At 62.4% G+C, this 24303-nt stretch carries 20 protein-coding genes and 1 riboswitch; of the genes, 6 read left to right on the top strand and 14 right to left on the bottom strand.

The genetic code is table 11. The features are described 5' to 3' along the window. Positions 1 to 16: 16 nt before the first annotated feature. The 5 genes from B4F27_RS07220 to B4F27_RS07240 form a co-directional block, all read right to left on the bottom strand. Entirely contained in the window at positions 17 to 856 is an 840-nt protein-coding gene (locus B4F27_RS07220) for an ABC transporter permease (protein ID WP_037943197.1), read from the bottom strand. Then, entirely contained in the window at positions 853 to 1719 is an 867-nt protein-coding gene (locus B4F27_RS07225; protein WP_009826002.1) for an ABC transporter permease, read from the bottom strand. The genes B4F27_RS07220 and B4F27_RS07225 overlap by 4 nt, the downstream gene beginning before the upstream one ends. Before the next feature lie 69 nt (positions 1720 to 1788). Continuing rightward, positions 1789 to 2571 (bottom strand): ABC transporter ATP-binding protein, encoded by a 783-nt coding sequence (locus tag B4F27_RS07230; protein ID WP_005851381.1) that lies wholly within the window; start codon positions 2569 to 2571, stop codon positions 1789 to 1791. A gap of 106 nt (positions 2572 to 2677) precedes the next feature. Next, entirely contained in the window at positions 2678 to 4138 is a 1461-nt protein-coding gene (hydA, locus tag B4F27_RS07235; protein ID WP_037943194.1) for a dihydropyrimidinase, read from the bottom strand. 93 nt (positions 4139 to 4231) lie between these two features. After that, a complete protein-coding gene (locus tag B4F27_RS07240) occupies positions 4232 to 5482 on the bottom strand; it encodes a Zn-dependent hydrolase (RefSeq protein ID WP_005851376.1) in 1251 nt (416 codons plus the stop codon). A 169-nt stretch (positions 5483 to 5651) separates the two neighbouring features. Between B4F27_RS07240 and B4F27_RS07245 the strand changes: the two genes are divergently transcribed. Beyond that, positions 5652 to 6287 (top strand): TetR family transcriptional regulator C-terminal domain-containing protein, encoded by a 636-nt coding sequence (locus tag B4F27_RS07245; RefSeq protein WP_286759276.1) that lies wholly within the window; start codon positions 5652 to 5654, stop codon positions 6285 to 6287. Between the two features lie 15 nt (positions 6288 to 6302). Here B4F27_RS07245 and preA read toward each other — a convergent pair whose 3' ends face one another. Beyond that, positions 6303 to 7607, bottom strand: a complete 1305-nt coding sequence (preA, locus tag B4F27_RS07250) for an NAD-dependent dihydropyrimidine dehydrogenase subunit PreA (protein WP_005851372.1) — start codon at positions 7605 to 7607, stop codon at positions 6303 to 6305. Positions 7608 to 7627: 20 nt separating this feature from the next. Continuing rightward, complete coding sequence (locus tag B4F27_RS07255; RefSeq protein WP_286759277.1) at positions 7628 to 8950, bottom strand: NAD(P)-dependent oxidoreductase; 1323 nt, start codon at positions 8948 to 8950, stop codon at positions 7628 to 7630. Positions 8951 to 9234: 284 nt separating this feature from the next. Here B4F27_RS07255 and B4F27_RS07260 point away from each other — a divergent pair, with 284 nt between their 5' ends. Beyond that, positions 9235 to 9441: a cold-shock protein gene (locus tag B4F27_RS07260; protein WP_005851368.1), complete on the top strand. Its 207-nt coding sequence runs from the start codon at positions 9235 to 9237 to the stop codon at positions 9439 to 9441. Positions 9442 to 9507: 66 nt separating this feature from the next. Here B4F27_RS07260 and B4F27_RS07265 read toward each other — a convergent pair whose 3' ends face one another. Further along, positions 9508 to 10158 (bottom strand): arylesterase, encoded by a 651-nt coding sequence (locus B4F27_RS07265; RefSeq protein WP_286759278.1) that lies wholly within the window; start codon positions 10156 to 10158, stop codon positions 9508 to 9510. A gap of 48 nt (positions 10159 to 10206) precedes the next feature. On the opposite strand from B4F27_RS07265, the gene B4F27_RS07270 reads away from it, so the two are divergent. The 3 genes from B4F27_RS07270 to B4F27_RS07280 are packed head-to-tail and all read left to right on the top strand — an operon-like array spanning position 10207 to position 14324. Beyond that, positions 10207 to 10890 carry an ABC transporter ATP-binding protein gene (locus tag B4F27_RS07270; protein WP_286759279.1) on the top strand — a complete coding sequence of 228 codons (684 nt, stop codon included), beginning with the start codon at positions 10207 to 10209 and terminating at the stop codon, positions 10888 to 10890. Next, on the top strand, positions 10887 to 13415 hold the full coding sequence (locus B4F27_RS07275) for an ABC transporter permease (RefSeq protein ID WP_286759280.1): 2529 nt from the start codon (positions 10887 to 10889) through the stop codon (positions 13413 to 13415). The genes B4F27_RS07270 and B4F27_RS07275 overlap by 4 nt, the downstream gene beginning before the upstream one ends. Positions 13416 to 13448: 33 nt before the next feature. After that, positions 13449 to 14324 carry an inositol monophosphatase family protein gene (locus B4F27_RS07280; protein WP_286759281.1) on the top strand — a complete coding sequence of 292 codons (876 nt, stop codon included), beginning with the start codon at positions 13449 to 13451 and terminating at the stop codon, positions 14322 to 14324. Between the two features lie 66 nt (positions 14325 to 14390). Here B4F27_RS07280 and gcvP read toward each other — a convergent pair whose 3' ends face one another. From gcvP to gcvT, 3 genes are all read right to left on the bottom strand, one after another. Further along, a complete protein-coding gene (gene gcvP / locus B4F27_RS07285; RefSeq protein WP_286759282.1) occupies positions 14391 to 17234 on the bottom strand; it encodes an aminomethyl-transferring glycine dehydrogenase in 2844 nt (947 codons plus the stop codon). Positions 17235 to 17301: 67 nt separating this feature from the next. Then, positions 17302 to 17661: a glycine cleavage system protein GcvH gene (gene gcvH / locus B4F27_RS07290; RefSeq protein WP_037943184.1), complete on the bottom strand. Its 360-nt coding sequence runs from the start codon at positions 17659 to 17661 to the stop codon at positions 17302 to 17304. Between the two features lie 19 nt (positions 17662 to 17680). Next, complete coding sequence (gene gcvT, locus B4F27_RS07295; RefSeq protein WP_286759283.1) at positions 17681 to 18805, bottom strand: glycine cleavage system aminomethyltransferase GcvT; 1125 nt, start codon at positions 18803 to 18805, stop codon at positions 17681 to 17683. 153 nt (positions 18806 to 18958) lie between these two features. Further along, positions 18959 to 19045, bottom strand: a riboswitch (glycine riboswitch). A 152-nt stretch (positions 19046 to 19197) separates the two neighbouring features. On the opposite strand from gcvT, the gene B4F27_RS07300 reads away from it, so the two are divergent. Beyond that, positions 19198 to 19752 (top strand): gamma-glutamylcyclotransferase family protein, encoded by a 555-nt coding sequence (locus B4F27_RS07300; RefSeq protein ID WP_037944899.1) that lies wholly within the window; start codon positions 19198 to 19200, stop codon positions 19750 to 19752. Here B4F27_RS07300 and B4F27_RS07305 read toward each other — a convergent pair. The 3 genes from B4F27_RS07305 to B4F27_RS07315 form a co-directional block, all read right to left on the bottom strand. Continuing rightward, complete coding sequence (locus B4F27_RS07305) at positions 19732 to 21129, bottom strand: MATE family efflux transporter (RefSeq protein WP_286759284.1); 1398 nt, start codon at positions 21127 to 21129, stop codon at positions 19732 to 19734. The genes B4F27_RS07300 and B4F27_RS07305 overlap by 21 nt on opposite strands. A gap of 96 nt (positions 21130 to 21225) precedes the next feature. Then, positions 21226 to 22551, bottom strand: coding sequence for a glutamate--tRNA ligase (gene gltX, locus B4F27_RS07310; protein WP_286759285.1), 1326 nt, complete (start codon positions 22549 to 22551; stop codon positions 21226 to 21228). Positions 22552 to 22628: 77 nt separating this feature from the next. Further along, entirely contained in the window at positions 22629 to 24287 is a 1659-nt protein-coding gene (locus B4F27_RS07315; protein ID WP_184583242.1) for an NAD+ synthase, read from the bottom strand. Between the last annotated feature and the right edge of the window lie 16 nt (positions 24288 to 24303).

Below are 24303 nucleotides of genomic sequence, written 5' to 3' on the forward strand. Positions count from 1 at the left end.
TGGTTGGTCGTCTTGGTTAGTTTCGCTGGCTCGGGTGCCAAAAGGTCACCCGCCGTTCAAACAATGACATCGCGCCGTAGAATGCGGACCCGGCAATCGCCGCGACAACAATCTCGGCCCAGACCAGATCAAGCGCAAGCTGGCCCACCGAGGTAGAGATCCGAAACCCCATCCCCCGCACAGGAGAGCCGAAAAATTCAGCAACAATCGCCCCGATCAAGGCAAGGGTCGTGCCGATCTTCAGCCCATTGAACACGAAAGGCATCGCGGCAGGCAAGCGCAGCTTGAACAGCGTCGCCCAATAGCTGGCCGCATAGGTCCGCATCAGATCGCGCTGCATGGCGTCGGTGGCTTGCAAGCCCTGCACCGTGTTCACCAGCATCGGAAAGAACACCATGACCACGACCACGGCGGCCTTGGACTGCCAGTCAAAGCCGAACCACATCACCAGAATCGGGGCCATCCCGATCACCGGCAGCGCGGCCACAAAGTTCCCCACCGGCAAAAGCCCCCGTTGCAAGAAGGGGAAACGGTCAATCGCAACGGCGATCAAAAAGGCCGCACCACAGCCCAGCACATAGCCCGACAACGCGCCCTTCAGCACGGTCTGCACGAAATCCACCCAAAGGATATCAAGCGATGACACCAGCCGCAGGGCAATCAGCGACGGCGCAGGCAGCAAGACCTGCGAAATCTCTAGCCCGCGTACAATGCCTTCCCAGACAGCGATCAGCGTCGCGCCAAAAACCAAGGGCGCTGCAAGGGACACCCAGCGGGCCGGCCGCAATCGCGCCAACCGGATGTTGACCCACATGCCAAAGGCCCAGGCCACTGCGGCAAAAACCAGCCAGATCATCGCGCCATCCCCATCCGTTTCAATGTCACACGCTGGATCAAGCCGATGATCCCCACCAGCAACGCCGCCAAGGCCGCCGCCATGATCAACGCGCTCCAGATCTGGATCGTCTGGCCATAGTAGCTGCCAGCCAACAACCGCGCCCCCAGACCCGCCACGGCACCCGTTGGCAGCTCACCAATGATGGCCCCCACCAGCGACGCAGCCATCGCGATCTTGAGCGAGGTAAAGAAATACGGCATCGACGCAGGCAACCGCAGCTTCCAGAAGGTCTGGCCCGCACTCGCATGCCAGGTGCGCATCTGGTCCAACTGCATCTGGTCAGGGCTGCGCAGCCCTTTCACCATGCCGACAACGACGGGGAAGAACGACAGATACATGCTGATCATCGCTTTCGGCAGCAGCCCCGACACGCCCACGGCGTTCAGAACCACAATGATCATCGGCGCAATCGCCAGAATGGGAATGGTCTGGCTGGCGATCACCCAAGGCATCACCGACATATCCATCACCCGGTTGAACACGATCCCCACCGCCAGCAAGACGCCCAGCAAGGTGCCCATGCCAAAGCCCAGCAGGGTCGCGCTGAGCGTGATCCAGGAATGATAGACCAAGGACCGCTTCGACGTGACTTTCTTCATCACGGTCGTGTCCCAGATCTCTGACGCGACCTGATGCGGCGCGGGCAGTTTGGGCTTTTTCTGCGCCCAGGTATCCGCAACCAAGGACGTGGCGGTCACCGTCTCGCCCGACCGTGTGGCCTTGTCATAGGTCCAGTCCGCATTCAGCCAGACCGCCGCCGCATACCACAGCGCAAACAAGACCCCGACCACAGTCAGGACAGGCAAGAAGCTCGACCTCATCGCGCGCCCCCCTGCTTCCAGATGGTCCGAAAATCCTCCCCGAAGGGCCGGGCTGCAGCAGGCGCGCGATCAATCATCCGCATGCCCCGCCCGCAATCCTTCCCGCACCCGATGCGCGATCTCCAGAAACTCGGGCGTTTCGCGAATGTCCAAGGGGCGCTCTTTCGGCAAAGGGCTGTCGATGACATCCGCAATCCGTCCGGGACGCGGGCTCATTACCACGATCTTGGTGCTCAGATACACCGCCTCCGGGATCGAGTGGGTGACAAAAGCGATGGTCTTTTGCGTGCGCGCCCACAGGCGTAGCAGCTGTTCATTCAAATGGTCGCGCACGATCTCGTCCAGCGCGCCAAAGGGTTCATCCATCAGCAAGATATCCGCATCAAACGCCAGCGCCCGCGCGATCGAGGCCCGTTGCTGCATCCCACCCGACAGCTGCCAAGGGAACTTGCGCTCGAACCCTGCCAGCTCGACCAGCTCCAACACTTGGCGAACCCGCGCCGCCTGATCCGCCTTGGAATACCCCATGATTTCAAGCGGCAGCCGGATATTACCGCCAATCGTCCGCCAGGGATAAAGCCCCGCCGCCTGAAACACATAGCCATAGGCCCGCGCCCGCCGTGCCTCGGCAGCACTGACGCCATTCACCGTGATCTCGCCCCCTGTGGGCTGCTCCAGGTCCGCCATACAGCGCAGAAACGTCGTCTTGCCGCAGCCCGACGGCCCGATAAAGCTGACGAAATCGCCTTTCTCGATATCAAGCGACACGTCTTTCAGCGCATGCACAGGGCCGTCGTTGGTTTCAAATGTCAGGGATAGGTTCTGGGCCGAGATCACGGGCGCGGTGCTCATAAGCTGCGTCCCTCTTCTGCCGTACAACGTGCTCGCATCTATGCTGGCCTCTTTCTTCTTCAGGGCAGCGCGGCGCAACCGCCGCGCTGCGTTGATAGTCCCGCGTTCAGATCCCCGCAGGGATGTTCAGCGGATCGCGTTTGATCAGTTTCGGCGCAGTCAACTCTTTCCACTTGCTCAGCGCAAGGTTGGCCGACGGGAACGCAGGCCGCGGCACAAAGCGCCCGCGTCCGGGGTTGGGCTGCGAGTTCTGCCCCCAGGCCCAGATGACCTCGCCACGGCTTAAGGTATAGCGCGCCTGTGCCTTCACCTCGAAGCCTTCAAAGACGTTGTAATCCAGAATGGAGTGGTGGTTCGCCGTCGAAATCGTCTTGCTGATCTTGGGATCCCACACCACGATATCCGCGTCGGCGCCTTCGACAATCGCACCCTTGCGCGGATAGATATTCAGGATCTTCGCCACATTGGTCGAGGTGGCAGCGACGAATTCATTCGGCGTCAGACGACCCGTTTCGACCCCTTCGGTCCAGAGCACCGCCAGACGTTCCTCCAACCCGTTGGACCCGTTGGGGATGATGCGGAAATCATCGCGGCCCGCGCGTTTCTGCTCGGTCGAAAACGCAGCGTGATCCGTGGCAACCACCTGCAACGACCCCGACTGCAAGCCCGCCCAAAGGCTGTCCTGATGATCCTTGGACCGGAAGGGCGGCGACATGACACGGCGTGCGGCATGGTCCCAATCTTTGTTGAAATACTCGCTCTCGTCCAGGGTCAGGAACTGGATCAGCGGCTCGCCATAGACCCGCATCCCCTTTTGCCGGGCACGGCGGATCGCTTCGTGGGTCTGCTCGCACGAGACATGCACGATATAAAGCGGCACACCGGCGGCATCGGCAATGGTAATCGCGCGGTTGGCGGCCTCGCCCTCCAGCTCGGGCGGGCGCGAATAGGCATGCCCCTCCGGCCCCGTGATCCCCTGATTGAAATACTTCTCCTGCAAGGCCGCGACCAGATCGCCGTTCTCGGCATGGACCATCGGCAGCGCCCCCAGTTCGGCACAGCGCTGGAAGGACGCGAACATCTCGTCATCCTCGACCATCAAGGCCCCTTTATAGGCCATAAAGTGTTTGAACGAATTCACCCCCATGTCGACGGCGTCTTTCATCTCGTCAAAGACATTCTCGTTCCAGCCGGTGATCGCCATGTGATAGCCGACATCCGAACAGATCTGCGGCGCGGATTTGCGGTGCCATTCATTGATCGCGTTCTTGATCGACCCGTCCGCCCCGGGCAGACAGAAATCGACGATCATCGTGGTCCCGCCCACGGCGGCGGCCCAGGTGCCTGTCTCGAATGTCTCGGCCGCTGTGGTGCCCATAAAGGGCATCTCCAGATGGGTATGGGGATCGATCCCGCCGGGGATGACATAGGCCCCTTCGGCGTCGATATATTCGTCGCCCACCAGATCCTCGCCGATCTGCTTGATGATCTCGCCCTCGATCAACACATCCGCTTTCCAGGTGCGATCCGCCGTGCAGACCATGCCGCCCTTGATAACCTTGCTCATCTGTCCTCTCCCCTATCTGTCTTCCAAATGGTCCAAATCCCGGGGGTCTGGGGGCTGGCCCCCAGGCCACGCCCGCTCAGGCCCCCGACGGGTTCAGCCCACAATCTCAGCCGTTTCCAGCACCGCATGCAGCAAAACATCGGCACCGGCCTTGGCCCATTCCTTGGTGATCTCTTCGGCCTCGTTATGGCTCAGCCCATCCACGCAGGGGCACATGACCATCGCGGTCGGGGCCACCCCGTTGATCCAGCAGGCATCGTGACCCGCCCCCGAGATGACGTCCATATGGCTATACCCCAACCGCTCTGCCGCGGAACGGATGGCCGAGACGCAGCCTTCGTCAAAGGCGACGGGATCAAAGCCACCGACCTTTTCAAAAGCGACCTCAAGCCCCATGTCATCGGCGATCTTCTGACCCTCGACGCGCAGGCGCTTTTCCATATCCTCGATCACGCTCAGATCGGGCGACCGGAAATCGACGGTAAAGATCACCTGCCCCGGGATCACATTGCGCGAATTCGGGTAAACCTCGATATGCCCGGCGGCACCAACCGCATGCGGCGCGTGGGACCATGCGATCTGGTCCACCGCTTCAAGCATACGCGCCATGCCAAGCCCCGCATTCTTGCGCATGGGCATCGGTGTTGATCCGGTATGCGCATCCTTACCGGTCACGGTGACTTGGGTCCACGACAGCCCCTGCCCGTGGGTCACGACGCCGATGTCCTTGCCTTCGGCCTCCAGGATCGGGCCCTGTTCGATGTGCAGCTCGAAAAACGCATGCATCTTGCGCGCGCCGACCTCTTCGTCGCCCTGCCAGCCGATCCGCTTGAGCTCGTCACCAAAGCGCAAGCCCTCGGCGTCGGTCTTGGCATAGGCCCATTCCTGCGTGTGGATGCCAGCAAAAACGCCAGACGACAGCATCGCGGGGGCATAGCGGGTGCCCTCTTCGTTGGTCCAGTTGGTCACGACCACGGGGTGTTTCGTCTTGATCCCCAGATCGTTCATCGTGCGCAGCAGTTCCAGCCCGCCCAGCACACCCAGCACGCCGTCATACTTGCCGCCCGTGGGCTGCGTATCCAGATGCGACCCGACGTAGACCGGCAGCGCATCGGGGTCGGTGCCATCGCGCTGCGCGAACATGTTGCCCATCGTATCAAGGCCCATGGTGCAGCCCGCCTCCTCGCACCATTTCTGGAACAGGGCGCGACCTTCGGCGTCTTCGTCGGTCAGCGTCTGGCGGTTGTTGCCACCCGCCACACCGGGGCCGATCTTGGCCATCTCCATCAGACTGTCCCACAAACGATCCGGGTTGATCTTCAGGTTTTCACCGGGCGCGGCCATAGCGGTTTCCTTTGCGTTTTCTACCTTGTGCAAGGCGTAAATTTTTACCATTTGGTAAATCCACGATTGCGGCTAGGGTTAAGTCTGTCAAGAAATGCTTTCCCATAGGGCCACCCGTCCGAAGTGGGGTGCCGCATTTTCAGGCACTTACACCGATAGGGGACGCGCCATGCCCGAGACAACCGCCAAGAAAAAGCCCAGCCGAATCCAAAGGCGCAACCGCCGTGTGATCCTGGATGCGGCGCTTGATGTGTTTTCGACCTACGGGTTTCGCGGGGCCACGCTGGATCAGATCGCCAGCGAGGCGGGGCTGAGCAAACCGAATATATTGTATTATTTCAGCGGGAAGGAGGAAATCCACACGACCCTGCTGAGCCAGCTGATGGAGACATGGCTCGACCCGCTGGTAGAGCTCGACGCCGATGGTGACCCGCGCACAGAGCTGTTGGATTATGTGCAGCGCAAACTGGATATGGCGCGGGATCTGCCCCGTGAAAGCCGCTTGTTTGCTGGTGAAATTTTACGCGGCGCGCCCCATATGGAGCCGCGTTTGCAAAGCGATCTGAAACCGCTGTTCGACGAGAAATGCGCGGTTATTTCCGATTGGATGGCGGCGGGAAAGATCGCGCGGATGGACCCGCGCCATCTGATTTTCTCGATCTGGTCGACCACGCAACACTATGCCGATTTCGCGCCGCAAGTCGCGCTGCTGCTGGACGGCGATGGCGATCAGCACCAGCAGGCGTCGGACCATCTGCGACTGATGTTCTCGACGTTGTTGACCCCCGCCGCGCCGCAACAGTAGCGGCGGGGGCAAGGGTCACTCGGCCGCTGTGGCGGAGGGGTTGTTGGGGTGCGTCGTCCAGTTGGCGTAATTCGGATCGACGGGCTTGCCCGTGCGCGGGTCCGTGGTGCCGGGGGCCAGCTCCACCATCGAGATACAATCCTCGACCGGGCAAACGTTGACGCAGAGGTTGCACGCCACACATTCGTCGTCGATCACGCTGAAGGTGCGATCTTCGGACATGGCAATCGCCTGATGCGACGTGTCTTCGCAGGCGGCAAAGCAGCGCCCGCAGGAGATACACAGATCCTGATCGATCTTGGCTTTGGCGACATAGTTCAGGTTCAGCTGGTTCCAGTCGGTCACATTCGGCACCGCACGGCGCACCAGTTGATCGACCGAAGTCATCCCCTTGTCGTCCATATATTCCGACAGGCCCGAGATCATCTCTTGCACAACCTTGAAGCCATAGGTCATCGCCGCCGTGCAGACCTGCACATTGCCCGCGCCAAGGGCCAGAAACTCTGCCGCGTCGCGCCATGTGGTCACGCCGCCGATGCCGCTGATCGGCATATCCGCCGTCTCGGGGTTGCGCGCGATTTCCGCCACCATGTTCAAGGCAATCGGCTTTACCGCCGGCCCGCAATAGCCGCCGTGCGTGCCCTTGCCGTCGATCATCGGTTCAGGGGCGAACAGGTCCAGATCAACCGAGGTGATAGAGTTGATCGTGTTGATCAGGCTCACCGCATCCGCGCCGCCGCGTTTGGCGGCCTCGGCGGGGTAGAGCACATTGGTGATGTTCGGCGTCAGCTTCACGATCACCGGCATGCGCGTGTATTGCTTGCACCAGCGGGTGACCATTTCAATGTATTCCGGCACCTGCCCCACGGCCGATCCCATGCCACGTTCCGCCATGCCGTGCGGGCAGCCGAAGTTCAGCTCGATCCCATCGGCACCGGTTTCCTCCACATGCGGCAGGATCGCTTTCCACGCTTCCTCCTCGCACGGGACCATGATCGACGCGATCAGTGCGCGGTCAGGGTAATCACGTTTCACCGCCTTCATCTCGCGCAGGTTCACCTCCAGCGGGCGATCGGTAATCAGCTCGATGTTATTGAGCCCCAGCAGCCGCCGGTCTGCGCCCCAGATCGCGCCATAGCGCGGGCCGTTGACATTGACGACGGGCGGGCCCTCCATGCCGAGGGTCTTCCACACGACACCGCCCCAGCCTGCCTCGTAGGCGCGGCGGACGTTGTATTCCTTATCCGTGGGTGGCGCGGATGCCAGCCAGAACGGGTTGGGGCTTTTGATGCCCACGAAGTCGCTTCTTAGATCAGCCATTTGCGTTCTCCTGTAGGTGCTTAGCCCATCAATACCATGTGAATGTCCATCGCCGCGTCGCGCCCTTCGGCGACAGCGGTCACGGTCAGGTCGTCGCCGCCACTGGCACAATCGCCACCGGCCCAGACCCCGTCGACACTGGTGCGTCCGGTGCCATCCACCTTGATCTTGCGCGCCTCCAGCGTGGGCAGCGCGTCGCCCTGAAGGGTCTGGCCGATGGCCTTGAACACCTGATCCGCGGGCAGGCGCAGGGTCTGACCCGTGCCATTCATCTGGTCGTCGACATATTCGAATTCGATCTCGCGCACCGCACCGTTGCCGATCACGGCGACCGGCGTGGCATGGGTCACGATCCGCACGCCCTTAGAGGCCGCGAGATCCTGTTCGAACACGCTGGCGTTCATCCGGTCGCGCCCGCGACGATAGACCAGCGTCACATTGAGCGCGCCCAGCAGTTTCGCCTGAATGGCGGCATCGATCGCGGTCATCCCGCCGCCGATCACCACCACGTCACGACCGATCGGGACCGCAGCCACATCGCTCGCCTGACGCAGGTGAGAGATGAAATCGACCGCATCCAGCACGCCGGTCTTATCCTCGCCCTCGGCCCCCAAGGCGTTCACACCGCCAAGGCCCATACCAAGGAACACGGCGTCATAGTCGGCCCGCAAACTGTCCAGCGTCATCGCCACCCCAAGGGCTGCATTGTTCTGCACGGTGATGCCGCCGATCTTGAGCAGCCAGTCCACTTCGGCCTGCGCGAAGCCGTCGGGTGTCTTGTAGGTGGCGATCCCGTATTCATTCAGACCGCCGGGCTTGGGCCGCGCGTCAAAAACGGTGACATCATGCCCCATCATCGCCAAACGGTGCGCACAAGACAGCCCCGCCGGACCTGCGCCAACCACGGCCACGCGCTTGCCCGTCGAGGCCGCGCGTTCAAACGGATGCGCGCCCTGTGCTTGCAGATGGTCGGTGGCATAGCGCTGAAGCTCGCCGATCTTGACCGGCTTGCCCTCGGCCACTTCGCGCACGCAGGCCTGTTCACAAAGCTGTTCGGTCGGACAAACGCGGGCGCACATACCGCCCATGATATTCTGGCTCAGGATCGTTTTGGCGGCGGCATCCGGTGTGCCCGTGGCGATCTGCCGGATGAAGAGCGGAATATCGATATCCGTCGGGCAGGCCGTGATGCACGGCGCGTCGTGACAGAAGTAGCAACGGTCCGCCGCGACAAGCGCTTCGTGCACATCCAGTGGCGGGTGCAAATCGGAAAACTGCGCGGCATAGGCGTCGGCGTCCAGCCGTCCGGCAGCCACCCCCGGTTCAAAGATTTTCTGCGACATTTTTTTATCCCTGCTGTCACTATTTATGCTGAAACGCTCCCACGGAATGATTTTTTTATCAACTGGTAAAATTATTTCATAACTGTGAAATTTCTTGCGCAAATGCCCGCCGGTTACGCGTTTCGGGGCAAAAACTCTTGATTTTGTCCTATTTGGCGCCAAAGTCAGAGGTGCGACGCGAAAGACTTTCGACCCCTCAGCCCTCCGGCGCTGGTGCGATCAAGTTCTGACCGAGCCACGCTGCCGCATAATGTGGGCAGGACAAACACGAGGAGAAACGGGGCATGGCGACTGGCACCGTAAAATGGTTCAATACCACAAAGGGATACGGCTTTATCGCGCCTGATGGTGGCGGCAAAGATATCTTTGTTCACATCTCGGCGGTTGAACGCGCTGGCCTGACCGGGCTTGCCGACAACCAGAAGGTGACATTCGACGTAGAAGCGGGCCGTGATGGCCGCGAAAGCGCCGCGAATATCGCATTGGCCTAACCGGCCCAAAACCGGTTCATAATATTTTTGACGACGGGCGCTTCGGTGCCCGTTTTTTGTGCAAAACTACTCGTTCTCGTTGATCTGATCGATCAGCGTCAGCACTTTCGGGCCCAAAGCATCAACGATTCTCGCGACGCCTTGCGCGTTCGGATGCACCCCGTCGGCCTGGAAAAACCCGCGTGCCTGCGCCAGATCGGGCGTCTCGCCATTGTCGGACAGGCCGTCAAAGAAGCTGCCCATCAGGCTCGCGTCATATTGCGCGGCCAGATCGGGATAGATGCTGTCAAAGGCGGTTTTATAGTCGGGGCCAAAGTTGCCCGGCGCGGTCATGCCGACCAGCAGCACCTCTACCTCGGCGTCTTGGGCGGCCTTCATGATTCCATCCAGATTGGCGCGGCTGACCGCGGGGTCGATCCCGCGCAACAGGTCATTCCCGCCAAGGGTCACAATCATGCCATCGACCTCGGGCGTCATGGTCCAGGCGACCCGCGCCAACCCGCCAGCGGTCGTATCCCCCGACACGCCTGCGTTGATCACCGTCACATCCGCACCGTTCTGATCCAGCCAGTTTTGCAACTGTGGCACGAACCCATCCTCGGCGGGCAGGCCGTAGCCCTGCGTCAGACTGTCGCCCAATGCTGCAATAACAAGCGGTTCCGCCAGTGCGGGGCCTGATAATACCAGAACAAGTGCCGTCGTAACCTTGCGCATCATGGTCGAACCTCCATATCCAACAGGGACCGTATTTCAAAAGGCAGCCCTATGACCGACCCGGTGTTCCAGCTTCAAGATGCATCCCTGAAACTGAATGGCAACGCCGGAAAGGTCGATATCCTACATGGGATCACCCTGGACGTCGCACAAGGAGAGACGGTCGCCTTTACCGGTCCATCGGGGTCGGGCAAGTCTTCGTTGCTGATGGTCATGGGCGGGTTGGAGCGTGCGACCGGCGGATCGGCGCGCGCCTTGGGCGAAGACCTGAGCACCCTGTCCGAGGATGGGCTGGCCAAATTTCGCCGCGGGCGGATGGGCATCGTGTTCCAGTCCTTCCACCTCATCCCCACCATGACCGCGCTGGAAAACGTCGCCACCCCGCTGGAACTGAACGGCGTCGCGGACGCCTTTGACCGGGCCGAGGCGGAATTGCACGCGGTGGGTCTGGGGCACCGGCTCAACCACTATCCCGCGCAGATGTCGGGCGGCGAACAGCAGCGGGTTGCACTGGCCCGCGCCTCTGCCCCGCGTCCGGCGATCCTTTTGGCGGATGAGCCGACAGGGAACCTCGACAGTACCAATGGTGCCGCGATCATGGAGTTGTTGTTCGATCTGCGCGAAAAACATGGCGCGACTTTGGTGTTGGTGACCCACGCCGATGAATTGGCCGCGCGCTGTGACCGGGTCGTCACCCTGACCGACGGGCGGATCGTCAGCGGGGCGGGCGCATGAGCCTGCGTCTGGCCGGCCGCTTTGCCCGCCGCGAGATGCGCGGGGGGCTGCGGGGGTTCCGTCTGTTTCTGGCCTGCCTCGCCCTTGGCGTCGCGGCAATCGCTGCCGTCGGCTCTGTCCGCTCGGCGATCGAGGGCGGCTTGCAGCGCGAAGGTGCGGCCCTGCTTGGTGGCGCGGCAGAGATTGATTTCACCTATCGTTTCGCCACCGATGCCGAACGCGACTGGATCGAGAGCCAAGCCAGCGCCGTGTCCGAGGTTGTCGAGTTCCGATCCATGGCTGTCGCGGGTGACGGGGCCGCCGCTGACCGTGCGCTGACGCAGGTGAAGGCGGTCGATGATCTTTATCCGCTGGTGGGAGAGATGGTGCTGGAACCGGCGATGCCGCTGGAACAGGCGCTCGGGCTGGAAAACGGCCTGTCCGGCGCGGTGATGGAGCGCGCCTTGTCCGACCGTCTGGGCCTGTCCCCCGGCGACACCTTCAAGCTTGGCGTCAAGGAATTCCGCCTATCCGCCCTGATCGTGCGCGAACCCGACAGCGCCGCCAGCGGCTTTGCCCTTGGGCCCCGCACCCTGCTCCGGACCGAGGCGCTTGAGCGGGCCGGCCTGCTGGCGGAAGGGACGCTGTTCAACTCCAAATACCGGATGCTGCTGCCTGCCGATACCGACCTTGATCAACTGCGCTCTGCCGCCCGTGCGCGGTTCGAAAACAGCGGGATGCGCTGGACCGATGCGCGCAACGGGGCACCGGGGGTGTCGCGTTTTGTCGAACGGTTGACGGCGTTTCTGATCCTTGTGGGCCTATCCGGTCTGGCTGTGGGCGGCGTGGGCGTATCGGCTGCGGTGCGATCTTACCTCACCGGCAAGACCGAAGTCATCGCCGTGCTCCGCGCGCTAGGGGCAGACCGCGCGACGATCTTCCAGACATATTTCATGCAGATCGGTGCCCTATCGCTTCTGGGGGTCACCATCGGCGTGGTGCTTGGGGCGGTGGCCCCGCTGATCTTTGCGCCGCTGATCTCTGCGCGGCTGCCGATCCCTGCGGCCTTTGCCATCTATCCCGCACCCTTGGCCGAGGCGGCGATTTACGGGTTGCTGACCGCCTTTGCCTTCACGCTGTGGCCGCTGGCCCGCAGCGAGAACATCCGCGCAGCAACCCTGTTTCGCGACGCATGGGACGGGGCCGCGCGCTTTCCGGCACCGCGCTATGTAGCGATTATCGTGATGACCGTGGCGCTGCTGGTCGCGCTGGCGGGGTGGTTCAATGGCAGTTGGTGGCTGACGCTCTGGACCTTGGGCGGCATCGCAGGCGCGCTCGGGATCCTCACGCTGGCAGCGCTGCTGGTGCGGTTCCTCGCACAACGCGCTGCGGTTCTGGCACGCGGGCGACCGCGGCTGCGTTGGGCTTTGGCCGCGATTGGCGGCAGCGGCGAAGGTGCCGGGGCCGTGGTGCTATCGCTGGGGCTCGGCCTGTCGGTGCTGGCCGCCGTGGGGCAGATCGACGGCAACCTGCGGCAGGCGATCTCGGGCAACCTGCCCGATGTGGCCCCGTCGTATTTCTTTGTCGACATCCAGAAAGACCAGATCGACGGCTATACCAAACGGCTGACCGATGACCCCGCCGTGCGCCGCATCGACAGCGCGCCGATGCTGCGCGGCGTCGTGACCCAGATCAACGGCAAGCCCGCCAAAGAGGTCGCGGGCGATCATTGGGTGGTGCGCGGCGACCGCGGACTAACCTATGCCGAGGCCCCCGATGACGACACGGTGATCACCGCGGGCGAATGGTGGGCGCCTGACTATGACGGCCCGCCGCTCATTAGCTTTGCCGCCGAAGAGGCCGAGGAGATCGGGTTAGAGCTTGGCGATACGCTGACCATCAACGTCCTGGGGCGCGATATCACCGGCACCATCGCCAGCTTCCAAGAAGTTGATTTCTCGACCGCGGGGATCGGGTTTATCCTGACCATGAACCCCGCCGCCCTGACCGGCGCGCCGCATACCTATATCTCGACCGTCTACGCCGACCCCGATGCCGAGGCACCGATCCTGCGCGATCTGGCCACCGCCTATCCCAACATCACCGCGATCCGCGTGCGCGATGCGATCGACCGCGTGGCGGCGGTGCTTAGCGGGTTGGCCGCGGCGACATCCTACGGCGCGGCGGCTACTCTTCTGACCGGCTTTCTGGTATTAATCGGGGCAGCCGCGGCCGGGGCGGATGCCCGTCGCTATGAAGCCGCCTTGCTGAAAACGCTGGGGGCCTCGCGCCGCAGCATCGCCGCGAGCTTTCTGTTGCGCGCCGCTCTGCTGGGGCTTTTCGCCGGTGCCGTTGCCCTGCTGGCAGGTATCTTGGGCGGATGGGCCGTCAGCCGCTTTGTGATGGACACCAGCTTTGCCGTGGTATGGCCTTCGGCGCTGTTGATCGTCACTGGGGGCGCGCTGGCGTCGATCCTTGCCTCGCTTGGCTTTGCGATCAAAGCCTTGAACGCCAGACCCGCACAGGTGCTGCGCGCCCGCGAATAGATGGAACCGATAGACCGAAAGAGGGATACAACAATGACGCAGACCACCCAGACACTGCCCGCCCCCCTGCCACCCGTTCTGACGGCAGCCCAGCAAACGCATGTGGTGAATGTCCTGCGCCGTGCCGCACGCGCCGAGGTGCTGCCGCGTTTCCGCAACCTTGCCCCGGCTGACATCGACACCAAATCCGGCCCCCATGATCTGGTGACCGCTGCCGATCTGGCTGCCGAGGCAATGATCACCCGCGCCCTCGCCACGGCCTATCCGGATGCGCTGATCATCGGAGAAGAGGCGGTATCGGCCGACCCCGCCCTGCAGGACAAGATCGCCAATGCCCCGCTGGCCTTTATCCTTGATCCCATCGACGGCACATCGAATTTCGCCCACGGGCTGTCCACCTTCGGCATGATCCTTGCGGTCACGCGCTTTGGCAAACCGGCCTTTGGCGTCATCTATGACCCGGTCAATGACGACTGGGTGATCAGCGATGACACCAGCACCCCGCGCTTTGAACGCGCCCTTGGGCAGTCGCGCCCGCTGCGGGTCAGCATGGGCAAACAGATCGAGGACCTCAGCGGTTTCGTCCCGCTGGGGAACTTCAGCAAAGAGCTGCGGGTCAAAGTCGCGGCCACCCTGCCCAGCTTTGCCAAGGTGAACTCGCTTCGTTGCTCGGCGCATGAATACCGTACTGTCGCCCAAGGGCACGCCGATTTCGTGCTCAGCGGGACGCTGCACCCTTGGGACCACGCAGCCGGCGCGTTGATCTGCGTCCAAGCCGGTGCCCATGTCGAGATGCTGTCGGGCGGCCCCTATGACGCGACGCTGCGCACAGGGCATATTCTGGTGGCACCGGACAAAACGACATGGAACCGCCTGCGCAAGGTCTTTGCCTTCCTCGCCGACGACTGAGCCCCCAATGCAAAACGGGCGCGAGGTTTCCCCCGCGCCCGTTCGATCACATATATAGGGAACAGCTTACTCAGCCGCCTCTGCGTATTCCTCCATCGGGGGGCAGGTGCAGATCAGGTTGCGGTCGCCATGCACGTTGTCGACACGGTTGACCGGAGGCCAGTATTTGTCGACGCGGAACGCACCCGGGGGGAAACAGCCCTGCTCGCGCGTGTAGGGACGATCCCACTCGCCGACCAGATCCTCGACCGTGTGCGGCGCGTTCTTTAGCGCGTTGTTCTCGCGCGGCATATCGCCGTTCTCGATTGCGCGGATTTCGTCACGGATCGCAAGCATCGCGTCGCAGAAACGGTCCAGCTCGGCCTTGGTTTCCGACTCGGTCGGTTCCACCATCAGCGTGCCCGCGACAGGGAAGCTCATCGTCGGCGCATGGAAGCCGGCGTCGATCAGACGTTTCGCAATGTCATCGACCGTCACGCCTGCGCTATCCTCGAACGGGCGCACGTCAAAGATACATTCATGGGCAACGCGTCCCGTCGGCCCCTTGTACAGCACCTCGAACGCCCCTTCGAGCCGTTTGGCAATGTAGTTGGCATTCAGGATCGCCACCCGCGTCGCCTGCGTCAGCCCGTCACCGCCCATCATCAAGCAATACGACCACGAGATCGGCAGCAACGATGGCGACCCGTAGGGTGCCGCCGAAACGGCACCCTCACCGCCGTTCGGATGGCCGGGCACATGGGGGATGAGATGTGATTTCACGCCAATCGGCCCCATGCCGGGACCGCCGCCCCCGTGCGGGATGCAGAAGGTCTTGTGCAGGTTCAGGTGGCTGACATCCCCGCCCACATCGCCCGGACGCGCCAGACCGACCATCGCGTTCATATTCGCCCCGTCGATATAGACCTGCCCACCGTGGTCATGGGTGATCTTGGTCACCTCGGTCACGGTTTCCTCGAATACGCCGTGGGTGGATGGATAGGTGATCATGCAACCGGCAAGGTTCTCGCTGTGCTTTTCCGCCTTGGCGCGGAAGTCGTCCAGGTCGATGTCACCATTGGCCGCTGTCTTGATCACGACCACCTTCCAACCCACCATATTGGCGCTGGCGGGGTTGGTGCCATGGGCCGACATGGGGATCAGGCAGATGTTGCGATGCCCCTGCCCGTTGGCACGGTGATAGGACGCAATCGCCAGCAGGCCCGCATATTCCCCCTGCGCGCCAGAATTCGGCTGCATGGAAATCGCGTCATACCCGGTGATGTCACAAAGCTTGGCCGACAGGTCGTCGATCATGTGCTTATAGCCAAGCGCCTGATCCTGCGGCACAAACGGGTGGATCATCGAGAACTCGCGCCAGCTAACGGGCATCATCTCCGCAGCCGAATTCAGCTTCATCGTGCACGACCCCAGCGGAATCATCGCGCGGTCCAGCGCCAGATCACGGTCGGCCAGACGGCGCATGTAGCGCATCATCTCGGTCTCGGCGCGGTTCATGTGGAAGATCGGATGGGTGAGATAGGCGCTTTCACGCAGCATGTCGTCAGGGAAACGATACTGCGCCTCGAATGTCTCGTCGCTGCGGCGGATGCCAAAGGCGCGCCAGACGGCTTCGATCGTCTCGGGCACTGTACGTTCGTCCAGCGTGATGCCGACACGTGTTTCACCGACGCGGCGCAGGTTGATGCCTTCGTCCACTGCGGATTTCATGACCGCGGCCTGCAAGGGGCCGACATCAACCGTCACCGTGTCGAAGAAGGATTTGGGATCGACCTTAAAGCCGGCCTCCTCCAGCCCGTTCGCCAGACGCACCGCCTTGCGATGGATGCGCTGCGCGATGGCCTTCAGCCCCTCGGGCCCGTGGAACACCGCATACATCGACGCCATCACCGCCAGCAAAGCCTGCGCCGTGCAAACGTTAGAGGTCGCCTTTTCACGCCGGATATGCTGCTCGCGGGTCTGAAGGGACAGTCGGTAAGCGCGGTTGCCGTGGGCATCAATCGACACACCCACAATCCGCCCCGGCATTGCACGCTTATAGGCATCCTTGCACGCCATATAGGCCGCATGCGGACCGCCATATCCTTCAGGGACGCCGAACCGCTGAGTGGAGCCAACGGCGATATCGGCCCCCATCGCACCGGGCTCTTTCAACAGCGTCAACGCCATCGGATCAGCGGATACGACACCCAAGGCGCCGGCCTCATGCAGCGCGGCCATATGGTCGGTAAAGTCGCGCACATGGCCGTAGGTGCCAGGGTACTGGAACAGCGCCCCGAAGACAGCGCTCGCGTCCATTTTGTCAGGGTCGCCGATGATCACCTCGATATCCAGCGGGGCTGCGCGGGTCTGGATCACGGCGATGTTCTGGGGGTGGCAATCGCGGTCGACAAAGAACGCCTTGGCCCTTGATTTCGACAGGCGCAGCGCCATGGTCATCGCCTCGGCACAAGCCGTCGCCTCGTCCAGCAGGGACGCATTGGCGACCTCAAGCCCGGTCAGATCGCTGACCATGGTCTGGAAGTTCAGCAATGCCTCAAGACGCCCCTGGCTGATCTCGGGCTGGTAGGGGGTGTAGGCCGTGTACCATGCGGGGTTTTCAAAAATATTGCGCTGGATCGCAGGCGGCGTCACCGTGCCGTGATAGCCCTGCCCGATCAACGAGGTGAGCACCTTGTTCTTGCCCGCCACCACGCGCATGTATTCCAGCACTTCGCGCTCTGACATGGGCTTGCCGAAATCCAGCGGCTCTTTCTGGCGGATCTGCGCGGGCATCGTGTCATCGATCAACGCGCCAAGGCTTTGTGCGCCGACGGTTTTCAACATGTCCGACATCTCTGCCGGGGACGGCCCGATATGTCTGCGATTGGCAAAATCATACGGCAAATATTCGGTCGGTTTGAAAACCATGGCGCGGGGCCCCTCTTCCAAATGGTATAAAAATCCCCGCCGGAGGCTCCGACGGGGGCAGCGGGATTTACCCGATGAACTTCTGATAGGCGGCTTCGTCCATGAACTCGTCCATCTGGCTTGGATCGGACGCCTTCATCTTGAAGAACCACGCATCGCCCTGCGGATCGTCATTCACCATCGCGGGGTTGTCGGACAGCGTGCTGTTGACCTCGATGATCTCTCCATCGATCGGTGCCAGAATATCAGACGCAGCCTTGACGGATTCGATCACGACGACCTCGTCGTCCTTGCTGACGGTCGTGCCTTCGTCGGGCAGTTCGACAAACACCACGTCGCCCAGCTGCTCGGCGGCGTGGATGGTGATGCCAACGACGATCTCGTCGCCTTCAACCCGCAGCCATTCGTGCTCTTCGGTAAACTTCATTCTTTCATCCTTCGCTAGATTATCTTTTAAAATTCGCCGCAACAAAGGGCAGCTTGGCCACAGTCACCGGCAGACGCTTGCCACGGACTTCGCCCCACAGCATCGTATCAATACCCGCCTGCGCCTCACTGACATAGCCCATTGCGACAGGCCCGCCTACCGTCGGCCCGAAACTGCCCGAGGTAACCTCGCCCACCTGCGTGCCCCCTGTCGCCGCGTCAAACAGCGGTGTCCCGTCGCGCATCGGCGCACGGCCTTCGGGGGCCAGACCGACACGCTTGCGGCCGACACCATCGTCAAACGCCGCTTGAACGGCCTCGGCACCGGGGTAGCCGCCCGCGCGTTCACCACCGGCGCGGCGCGCTTTCTGGATCGCCCAGGTCAGGCTGGCCTCTACCGGATTGGTGCCCGCGTCGATGTCATTGTCATAAAGACACAAGCCCGCCTCGAGCCGCAGCGAATCCCGCGCGCCCAGACCGATGGGTTCCACACCCTCGATCTCTAGCAACCGGCGGACCAGCGCTTCGGCCTGCGCCTCCGGCACCGAAATCTCGAAGCCATCCTCGCCGGTATAGCCCGACCGCGAGGCCCAGACCTCTACCCCGTTAAGCGTCAATGTGCCGAAATCCATGAACCGCATTCCGTCCGCAGCGGCATCAAGCGACGCCACAGCCGCCCCCGCCGCAGGGCCCTGCACAGCCACCAGCGCGCGGTCGGTGATCGGGGTCACGGTGATCTCGGGCTCCAACGCGGCTTTCATGCGTGCGATATCGGCATCCTTGCAGGCGGCGTTGACCACGACGAACAGGTCATCCCCACGGCGCGCGAACATCAGGTCATCCTCGATCCCGCCGGCGTCATTGGTGAAGAACCCATAGCGCTGCCGCCCGTCTTCCAGCCCCAGCACATTCATCGGCACCAATGTCTCGAACGCCAGCGCCACGGCGTCCCACGACGGGCCGGTCACCATCACCTGCCCCATGTGGCTGACGTCAAAGACGCCCGCCGCGGCGCGGGTGTGCAGGTGCTCTTTCATCACGCCCATCGGATATTGCACAGGCATGGAATAGCCCGCAAAGGGCACCATCTTGCCCCCCAGTTCCAGATGAAAATCGTATAGCGGTGTCTGTTGCAAATCGCTCATGGTCACGCGGCCTTTCCCTATCCAGAAGGCCAACGACCATACTGGCACCCAGCAGACCGCGGGAATGCAGCCTGTCAAATGCCCCCTCTGTCCTTTCGCCTGAGATCGTTATCCCTTCGGCGGACGCTGTCGCGTCACTCTCCAGAGTTGTTAGGTCCCGTTGCGGTCCTTTGGCCTGAGAGTTTCCGGGGCGGTTGCTCCTTCGGCACCGGCTTGCGCCGGTTCTCCCGTAACGGTGTGGGCAAGTGCTATGCCGGAACGCGGCGCTGCGTCAAGCAAAGTTGATAGGGCGGCGCGAAAACTTTCATCTGGCGCCGCGATATTGGGCAGCACGTCGGGTGCTGCGCGTGCAAGATGTGGACATCATCGCGCAGCGGCGCCAAAACACCCGCATGACACCATATTTCTTCGGCTACGGCAGCCTCGTAAACCGCAATACCCACGCCTATCCAGACGCCCGTCCGGCGCAGCTTCGCGGCTGGCACCGGCTTTGGGTGCGCATCGAAGGTGCCGCGCATGTGTTCCTGAGCGTGCTGCCCGAAGAGGGCACCGTGATCGACGGGTTGATCGCGGCGGTCCCCGGTGCCGATTGGGTGGCGCTGGATACGCGCGAAACCAACTATGATCGCATCGGGTCGAACGGGGCGGTGGTGCATGACATCATCCCGGCCCCCGATATGGCGCATTATTCCGTGCCCACAGACACCCATGTGACATCGGGCGACCATACCATCTTGCTCAGCTATCTTGATGTGGTGGTGCAGGGGTTCCTGCGCGAATATGGCATCGACGGGGTGCAGCGCTTCTTTGACACGACGAGGGGCTGGGACACGCCGATCCTTAACGACCGCGCCGCGCCGAAATACCCGCGCGCGCAAGAGCTTACCGCGCAGGAAACCGCGCTGGTCGACCAGCATCTGACCCGCCTATCGGCGCAGGTGCAGTAGCGACATCAACCGCCCGTCACGGGCGAAAGCTTCGGGCTTGGCGCGTTTGCGCTGCCCCCCTTGCGCGATCATCCGCCGCGCGAGCACCCAGGCCAGCGCCCCGAACAGCACCCCCGCCGCCGCCTGCCCGATCAGCACACCGGGGGCCCCGAACAGCAGGCTGCCAACCCAGACCAGCGGGATCATCCCCAGCGTGTTGCGACCCCAGTTGGTCACGGTCGAATAATAGGGGTGGCCCATATTGTTGAACGCCGCATTCGAAACGAACAACACGCCGTTGAAAAAGAACGCCAGGGATAGCGGCCCACAGAACAGATAGATCAACGTCAAGGTGATCCCCTGCGCATCAAACATCGCCGCCAGCGGCGCGCGGAACGTAAACAGCGCGGCCGAGATGACGACGATCACCAAAGCGGCAAAACTGACCCCCGCGGCATAGGTCCGCTTGACCCGCCCCAGATCGCCCGCGCCAAAGTTTTGCCCGATGATCGGCCCCACCGCACCCGACAGGGCAAAGATCACGGCAAAGGCAACCGGCATCATGCGGCTGACAATCGCCATGCCTGCGACAGCATCCTCGCCATAGGCCGCCATTGCACGGGTCACATAGGCCTGCCCTACCGGCGTGGCGACCTGCGTCAGAATGGCGGGCACCGCGATAGACAACACGGGCATCAGATCGCGCCACAGCCCCGCGGGGCGCGGCATCGCGATCCCGCCATAGTGGCGCACAATTGGCATCAGGGCGGTATAGGCAATCACCACCCGCGCCACGAAAGACGCCCAGGCCGCGCCGGTCAGGCCCAGATCAAAGGTAAAGATCAGGATCGGATCGAGAATGGCATTCACGATGCCCCCCGCGATCGTCGCCATCATCGCCCGCCGCGCATCCCCATGGGCCCGCAGGATCGCGCTGCCCATCATACCCACCATCAGAAAAGGCACCGACGGCACGACGATCTGCAGGAAATCTACCGCCAGCGCCGCCGTCTCACCGCCTGCGCCGACCCAGCCGACCAGCACATCCAGCGACAGGAACACACAAAGCGCAAAGATCACGCCAAAGACCGCGCCATAGCACAGCGCATGGGTCGTCCTCTCTGTCGCGAGCTGCGCGTTGTCCTGCCCCAAGGCCCGCGCGACCAAGGCCCCCGCCGCGATGCCCAATCCGATCCCGAAGGAGGTGGTGAAAAACAGGATCGCACCGGCATAGCCGATGGCCGCCGCCAGCTCTGCCTTGCCCAACATAGAGATGAAAATCATGTCGACGAAATCGACAAGAAACACGGCCACCAGCCCGACAGAGGCCAGCAAAGACATATTGGCGACATGCCCGAACAGATTGCCCGACAAAAATTTGGCGCGCCCATCAACCATGATGGACGCGCCCTATATCAGCCGACAGCGGCTTCATTTTGCCAGATAAACTCTCGCCGAAGGCTCCCGAACTTGCGCCCGTGAACCCGGCCCGTTTCACCCGCGTGCCTTCACGACTTGCAGCAACGGCAGCACCGCCGCCATGTCGGGGCCGTGGGGTTTACCAGTCAGCGCCAGACGCAGCGGCATGAACAGCCCCTTGCCCTTGCGGCCGGTCTGCTCTTTCACGGCGGCCGTCCATGTGCCCCAGGTGCTTTCGTCAAACTCGCCCTCGGGCAGAAGCGCCAAGGCTTCGGCGACGAACTCTTTATCCTCGTCCGCGATCACAGGCTCTGCGCCTTCGCTGAACATCTGCCACCAACCTTTTAGATCGTGCAGCGTGGTGATGTTTTCGCGGGTGACCTGCCAGAACAGCGCGGCTTTATCCTCGGGCACACCAAGGGCTGCGATGTCGCCTGCGACGGCCTCAAGTGGGAGGGTCTGCAGATAGCGGCCGGTCATGGGGAACAGGTCCTCGACGTCGAATTTGGTCGGCGCTGAACCGAAGCGTTCGATGTCGAAACCGTCGATCAGGCTCTCCATATCGGTGCGCAGTTCAATCGGGTCCGAAGAGCCCAGGCGCGCCATTGTCGACAGCAGCGCAAAAGGATGCACACCGCGCTCGCGCAAGTCGCGCAGCGCCAGCACGCCCAGACGTTTCGACAGCGCTTCGCCCTGCGGGCCAGTCAACAGCGAATGGTGCGCAAAGGTCGGCACGGTGCCGCCAAGCGCTTGCATGATCTGGATTTGTGTCGCCGTGTTGGTCACATGGTCGGACCCGCGCACGACATTGGTCACGCCCATCTCGGTATCATCGACCACGGACGCCAGAGTATACAAGATCTGCCCGTCGCCGCGGATCAACACAGGGTCGGACACCGACGCCGCATCGATCGAGATATCGCCCAGGATACCGTCTTTCCACTCGATCCGTTCCTGATCCAGCTTGAAGCGCCACACACCGGGGCCGCGTTCGTCGCGCAGCTTGGCTTTTTCGGCGTCCGACAGGTTCAGCGCGGCGCGGTCATAGACCGGCGGCTTGCCCATGTTGAGCTGTTTCTTGCGCTTGAGGTCCAGCTCGGTCGGGGTTTCCCAGGCTTCATAGAAACGCCCGATCTTGCGCAGCTCGTCCGCGGCGGCGTGGTATTTGTCCAACCGCTCGGACTGACGCTCAACGCGGTCCCAATGCAGGCCGAGCCATGTCAGGTCTTCTTTCAGACCGTCGACGTATTCTTCCTTGCTGCGCACCGGATCGGTGTCGTCGATCCGCAGGATGAACTCTCCGCCGTTCTTGCGGGCGATCAGATAGTTCATCAGCGCCGTGCGCAGGTTGCCTACGTGGATATAGCCGGTCGGGGACGGGGCGAAGCGGGTGATGGTCATTGGGTTCTCCTGATTGGCCGCTGGCTTGTCACAGCGCGGCACCATTGTCTAGATAACGTGCAGCGTCGCCCGCGCGGTCAACTGGGGTCGCGCCAGCGGTTCACGATGGGATAGCGGCGGTCCAACCAGAACGCGCCCTTGGTCAAACGCGGACCGGGGGCGGACTGGAACCGTTTGTATTCACTGATATAGAGCAGGTGTTCGACCTTTTTGGCAACCTCGCGGTCAAAGCCCGCCGCCACGCAATCGGCGATGGACCCGTCGTCGTCGACAAGGATCGTCAGCATCGCGTCCAGATCGGGATAGTCGGGCAGGCTGTCGCTGTCTTTCTGATCCTCGCGCAGCTCGGCCGAGGGCGGCTTGTCGATGATGCGCGGTGCGATCACTTCTCCCTCCGGGCCCTTCATCCAGTCGCGGTGGTTCTCGTTGCGCCAGCGGCAGCTGTCGAAAACGCGGGTTTTATACATATCCTTGATGGGGTTATAGCCCCCCGCCATGTCGCCATAGATCGTGGCGTAGCCCACCGCCACCTCTGACTTGTTGCCTGTGGTCAAAAGCATCTCGCCGAACTTGTTGCTGACCGCCATCAACAGCAAACCGCGCAGGCGCGACTGGATGTTTTCCTCGGTCAGGTCTGGGGTGGTGCCGTCAAACAGCGGGGCCAGCGTGTCGGTGATCGCGGCACGGCCCTGCGCAATCGGCACATAGTCGTACCGGCAGCCAAGCGCCTTGGCGACGGATTCAGCATCGTCCAGCGAGGCTTGGGAGGTATATTCGGACGGCAGCATCACGCAGCGCACGTTATCAGCGCCAAGCGCATCCACAGCGATCGTCGCCACAATCGCCGAATCGATCCCGCCCGACAGACCCAGCAACACTTTCTTGAACCCGGTCTTGCCCATGTAGTCGCGCAAGCCCTGCACCATGACGCGGTAATCCTGCTCGAGGTCCGACGGCATATGCGCCTTCTCGCCCTCGACTACGCGCCAGCCTTCGGGGGTCTGTTCAAGATCGACATGCGCGATCTGCGCGTCAAAGGCGGGCATCTGGAACGCCAGCTTGCCGCCGGGGTTCAGCGCAAAGCTCGCCCCGTCAAAGACCTGATCATCCTGACCGCCCACCATATTGAGGTAGATCAGCGGCAGTTCAGTTTCGACCACGCGGGCGACCATATGGTTCAACCGCGTCTCGAATTTTCCGCGATAATAGGGCGACCCGTTGGGCACCAGCAGGAACTCCGCCCCGGTTTCGGCCAGCGTTTCGGCCACATCGGGGTGCCATGCGTCTTCGCAGATCGGGCTGCCGATGCGGGTATCGCCAACGGCGTACGGCCCACCCAAAGGCGCGCTGTCAAAAATGCGCACCTCGTCGAACACGGTCTCGTTCGGCAGGTTGTGCTTGAAGACACGGCTGGCGATCTTGCCGTTTCTGAGGATCAGATAGGCGTTATAGAGCTTGGCCCCTTCGACCCAAGGCGCACCGATGGCCAGCGCGGGCCCGTCGGCACAATCAGCCGCCAGCGCTTCGAGGTGGGTCATCACATCCAGCTGGAACGCCTGCTTCATCACCAGATCTTGCGCGTTATACCCGGCCAGGAACATCTCGGGCAAAGCGACCAGATCGGCGCCTGCCTCTTTGCCCTGCGCCCAGGCCTCCCGCGCGAGGTCTGCGTTTCCTGCCAGATCCCCGACGGTGGGGTTCAACTGGCCAAGCGTGATGCGAAAACGCGATGTCATGAGGCGATCCTTCGAT

This window comes from Sulfitobacter sp. UBA1132 (assembly GCF_002311545.1).
GTDB classification, from domain to species: Bacteria; Pseudomonadota; Alphaproteobacteria; order Rhodobacterales; family Rhodobacteraceae; genus Sulfitobacter; species Sulfitobacter pontiacus.

Bases quoted from the DNA above. Each gene is read 5' to 3' on its own strand.
- B4F27_RS07220 (WP_037943197.1), bottom strand. From the start codon at position 856: ATGATCTGGCTGGTTTTTGCCGCAGTGGCCTGGGCCTTTGGCATGTGG.
- B4F27_RS07225 (WP_009826002.1), bottom strand. From the start codon at position 1,719: ATGAGGTCGAGCTTCTTGCCTGTCCTGACTGTGGTCGGGGTCTTGTTT.
- B4F27_RS07230 (WP_005851381.1), bottom strand. From the start codon at position 2,571: ATGAGCACCGCGCCCGTGATCTCGGCCCAGAACCTATCCCTGACATTT.
- hydA (WP_037943194.1), bottom strand. From the start codon at position 4,138: ATGAGCAAGGTTATCAAGGGCGGCATGGTCTGCACGGCGGATCGCACC.
- B4F27_RS07240 (WP_005851376.1), bottom strand. From the start codon at position 5,482: ATGGCCGCGCCCGGTGAAAACCTGAAGATCAACCCGGATCGTTTGTGG.
- B4F27_RS07245 (WP_286759276.1), top strand. From the start codon at position 5,652: ATGCCCGAGACAACCGCCAAGAAAAAGCCCAGCCGAATCCAAAGGCGC.
- preA (WP_005851372.1), bottom strand. From the start codon at position 7,607: ATGGCTGATCTAAGAAGCGACTTCGTGGGCATCAAAAGCCCCAACCCG.
- B4F27_RS07255 (WP_286759277.1), bottom strand. From the start codon at position 8,950: ATGTCGCAGAAAATCTTTGAACCGGGGGTGGCTGCCGGACGGCTGGAC.
- B4F27_RS07260 (WP_005851368.1), top strand. From the start codon at position 9,235: ATGGCGACTGGCACCGTAAAATGGTTCAATACCACAAAGGGATACGGC.
- B4F27_RS07265 (WP_286759278.1), bottom strand. From the start codon at position 10,158: ATGATGCGCAAGGTTACGACGGCACTTGTTCTGGTATTATCAGGCCCC.
- B4F27_RS07270 (WP_286759279.1), top strand. From the start codon at position 10,207: ATGACCGACCCGGTGTTCCAGCTTCAAGATGCATCCCTGAAACTGAAT.
- B4F27_RS07275 (WP_286759280.1), top strand. From the start codon at position 10,887: ATGAGCCTGCGTCTGGCCGGCCGCTTTGCCCGCCGCGAGATGCGCGGG.
- B4F27_RS07280 (WP_286759281.1), top strand. From the start codon at position 13,449: ATGACGCAGACCACCCAGACACTGCCCGCCCCCCTGCCACCCGTTCTG.
- gcvP (WP_286759282.1), bottom strand. From the start codon at position 17,234: ATGGTTTTCAAACCGACCGAATATTTGCCGTATGATTTTGCCAATCGC.
- gcvH (WP_037943184.1), bottom strand. From the start codon at position 17,661: ATGAAGTTTACCGAAGAGCACGAATGGCTGCGGGTTGAAGGCGACGAG.
- gcvT (WP_286759283.1), bottom strand. From the start codon at position 18,805: ATGAGCGATTTGCAACAGACACCGCTATACGATTTTCATCTGGAACTG.
- B4F27_RS07300 (WP_037944899.1), top strand. From the start codon at position 19,198: ATGACACCATATTTCTTCGGCTACGGCAGCCTCGTAAACCGCAATACC.
- B4F27_RS07305 (WP_286759284.1), bottom strand. From the start codon at position 21,129: ATGGTTGATGGGCGCGCCAAATTTTTGTCGGGCAATCTGTTCGGGCAT.
- gltX (WP_286759285.1), bottom strand. From the start codon at position 22,551: ATGACCATCACCCGCTTCGCCCCGTCCCCGACCGGCTATATCCACGTA.
- B4F27_RS07315 (WP_184583242.1), bottom strand. From the start codon at position 24,287: ATGACATCGCGTTTTCGCATCACGCTTGGCCAGTTGAACCCCACCGTC.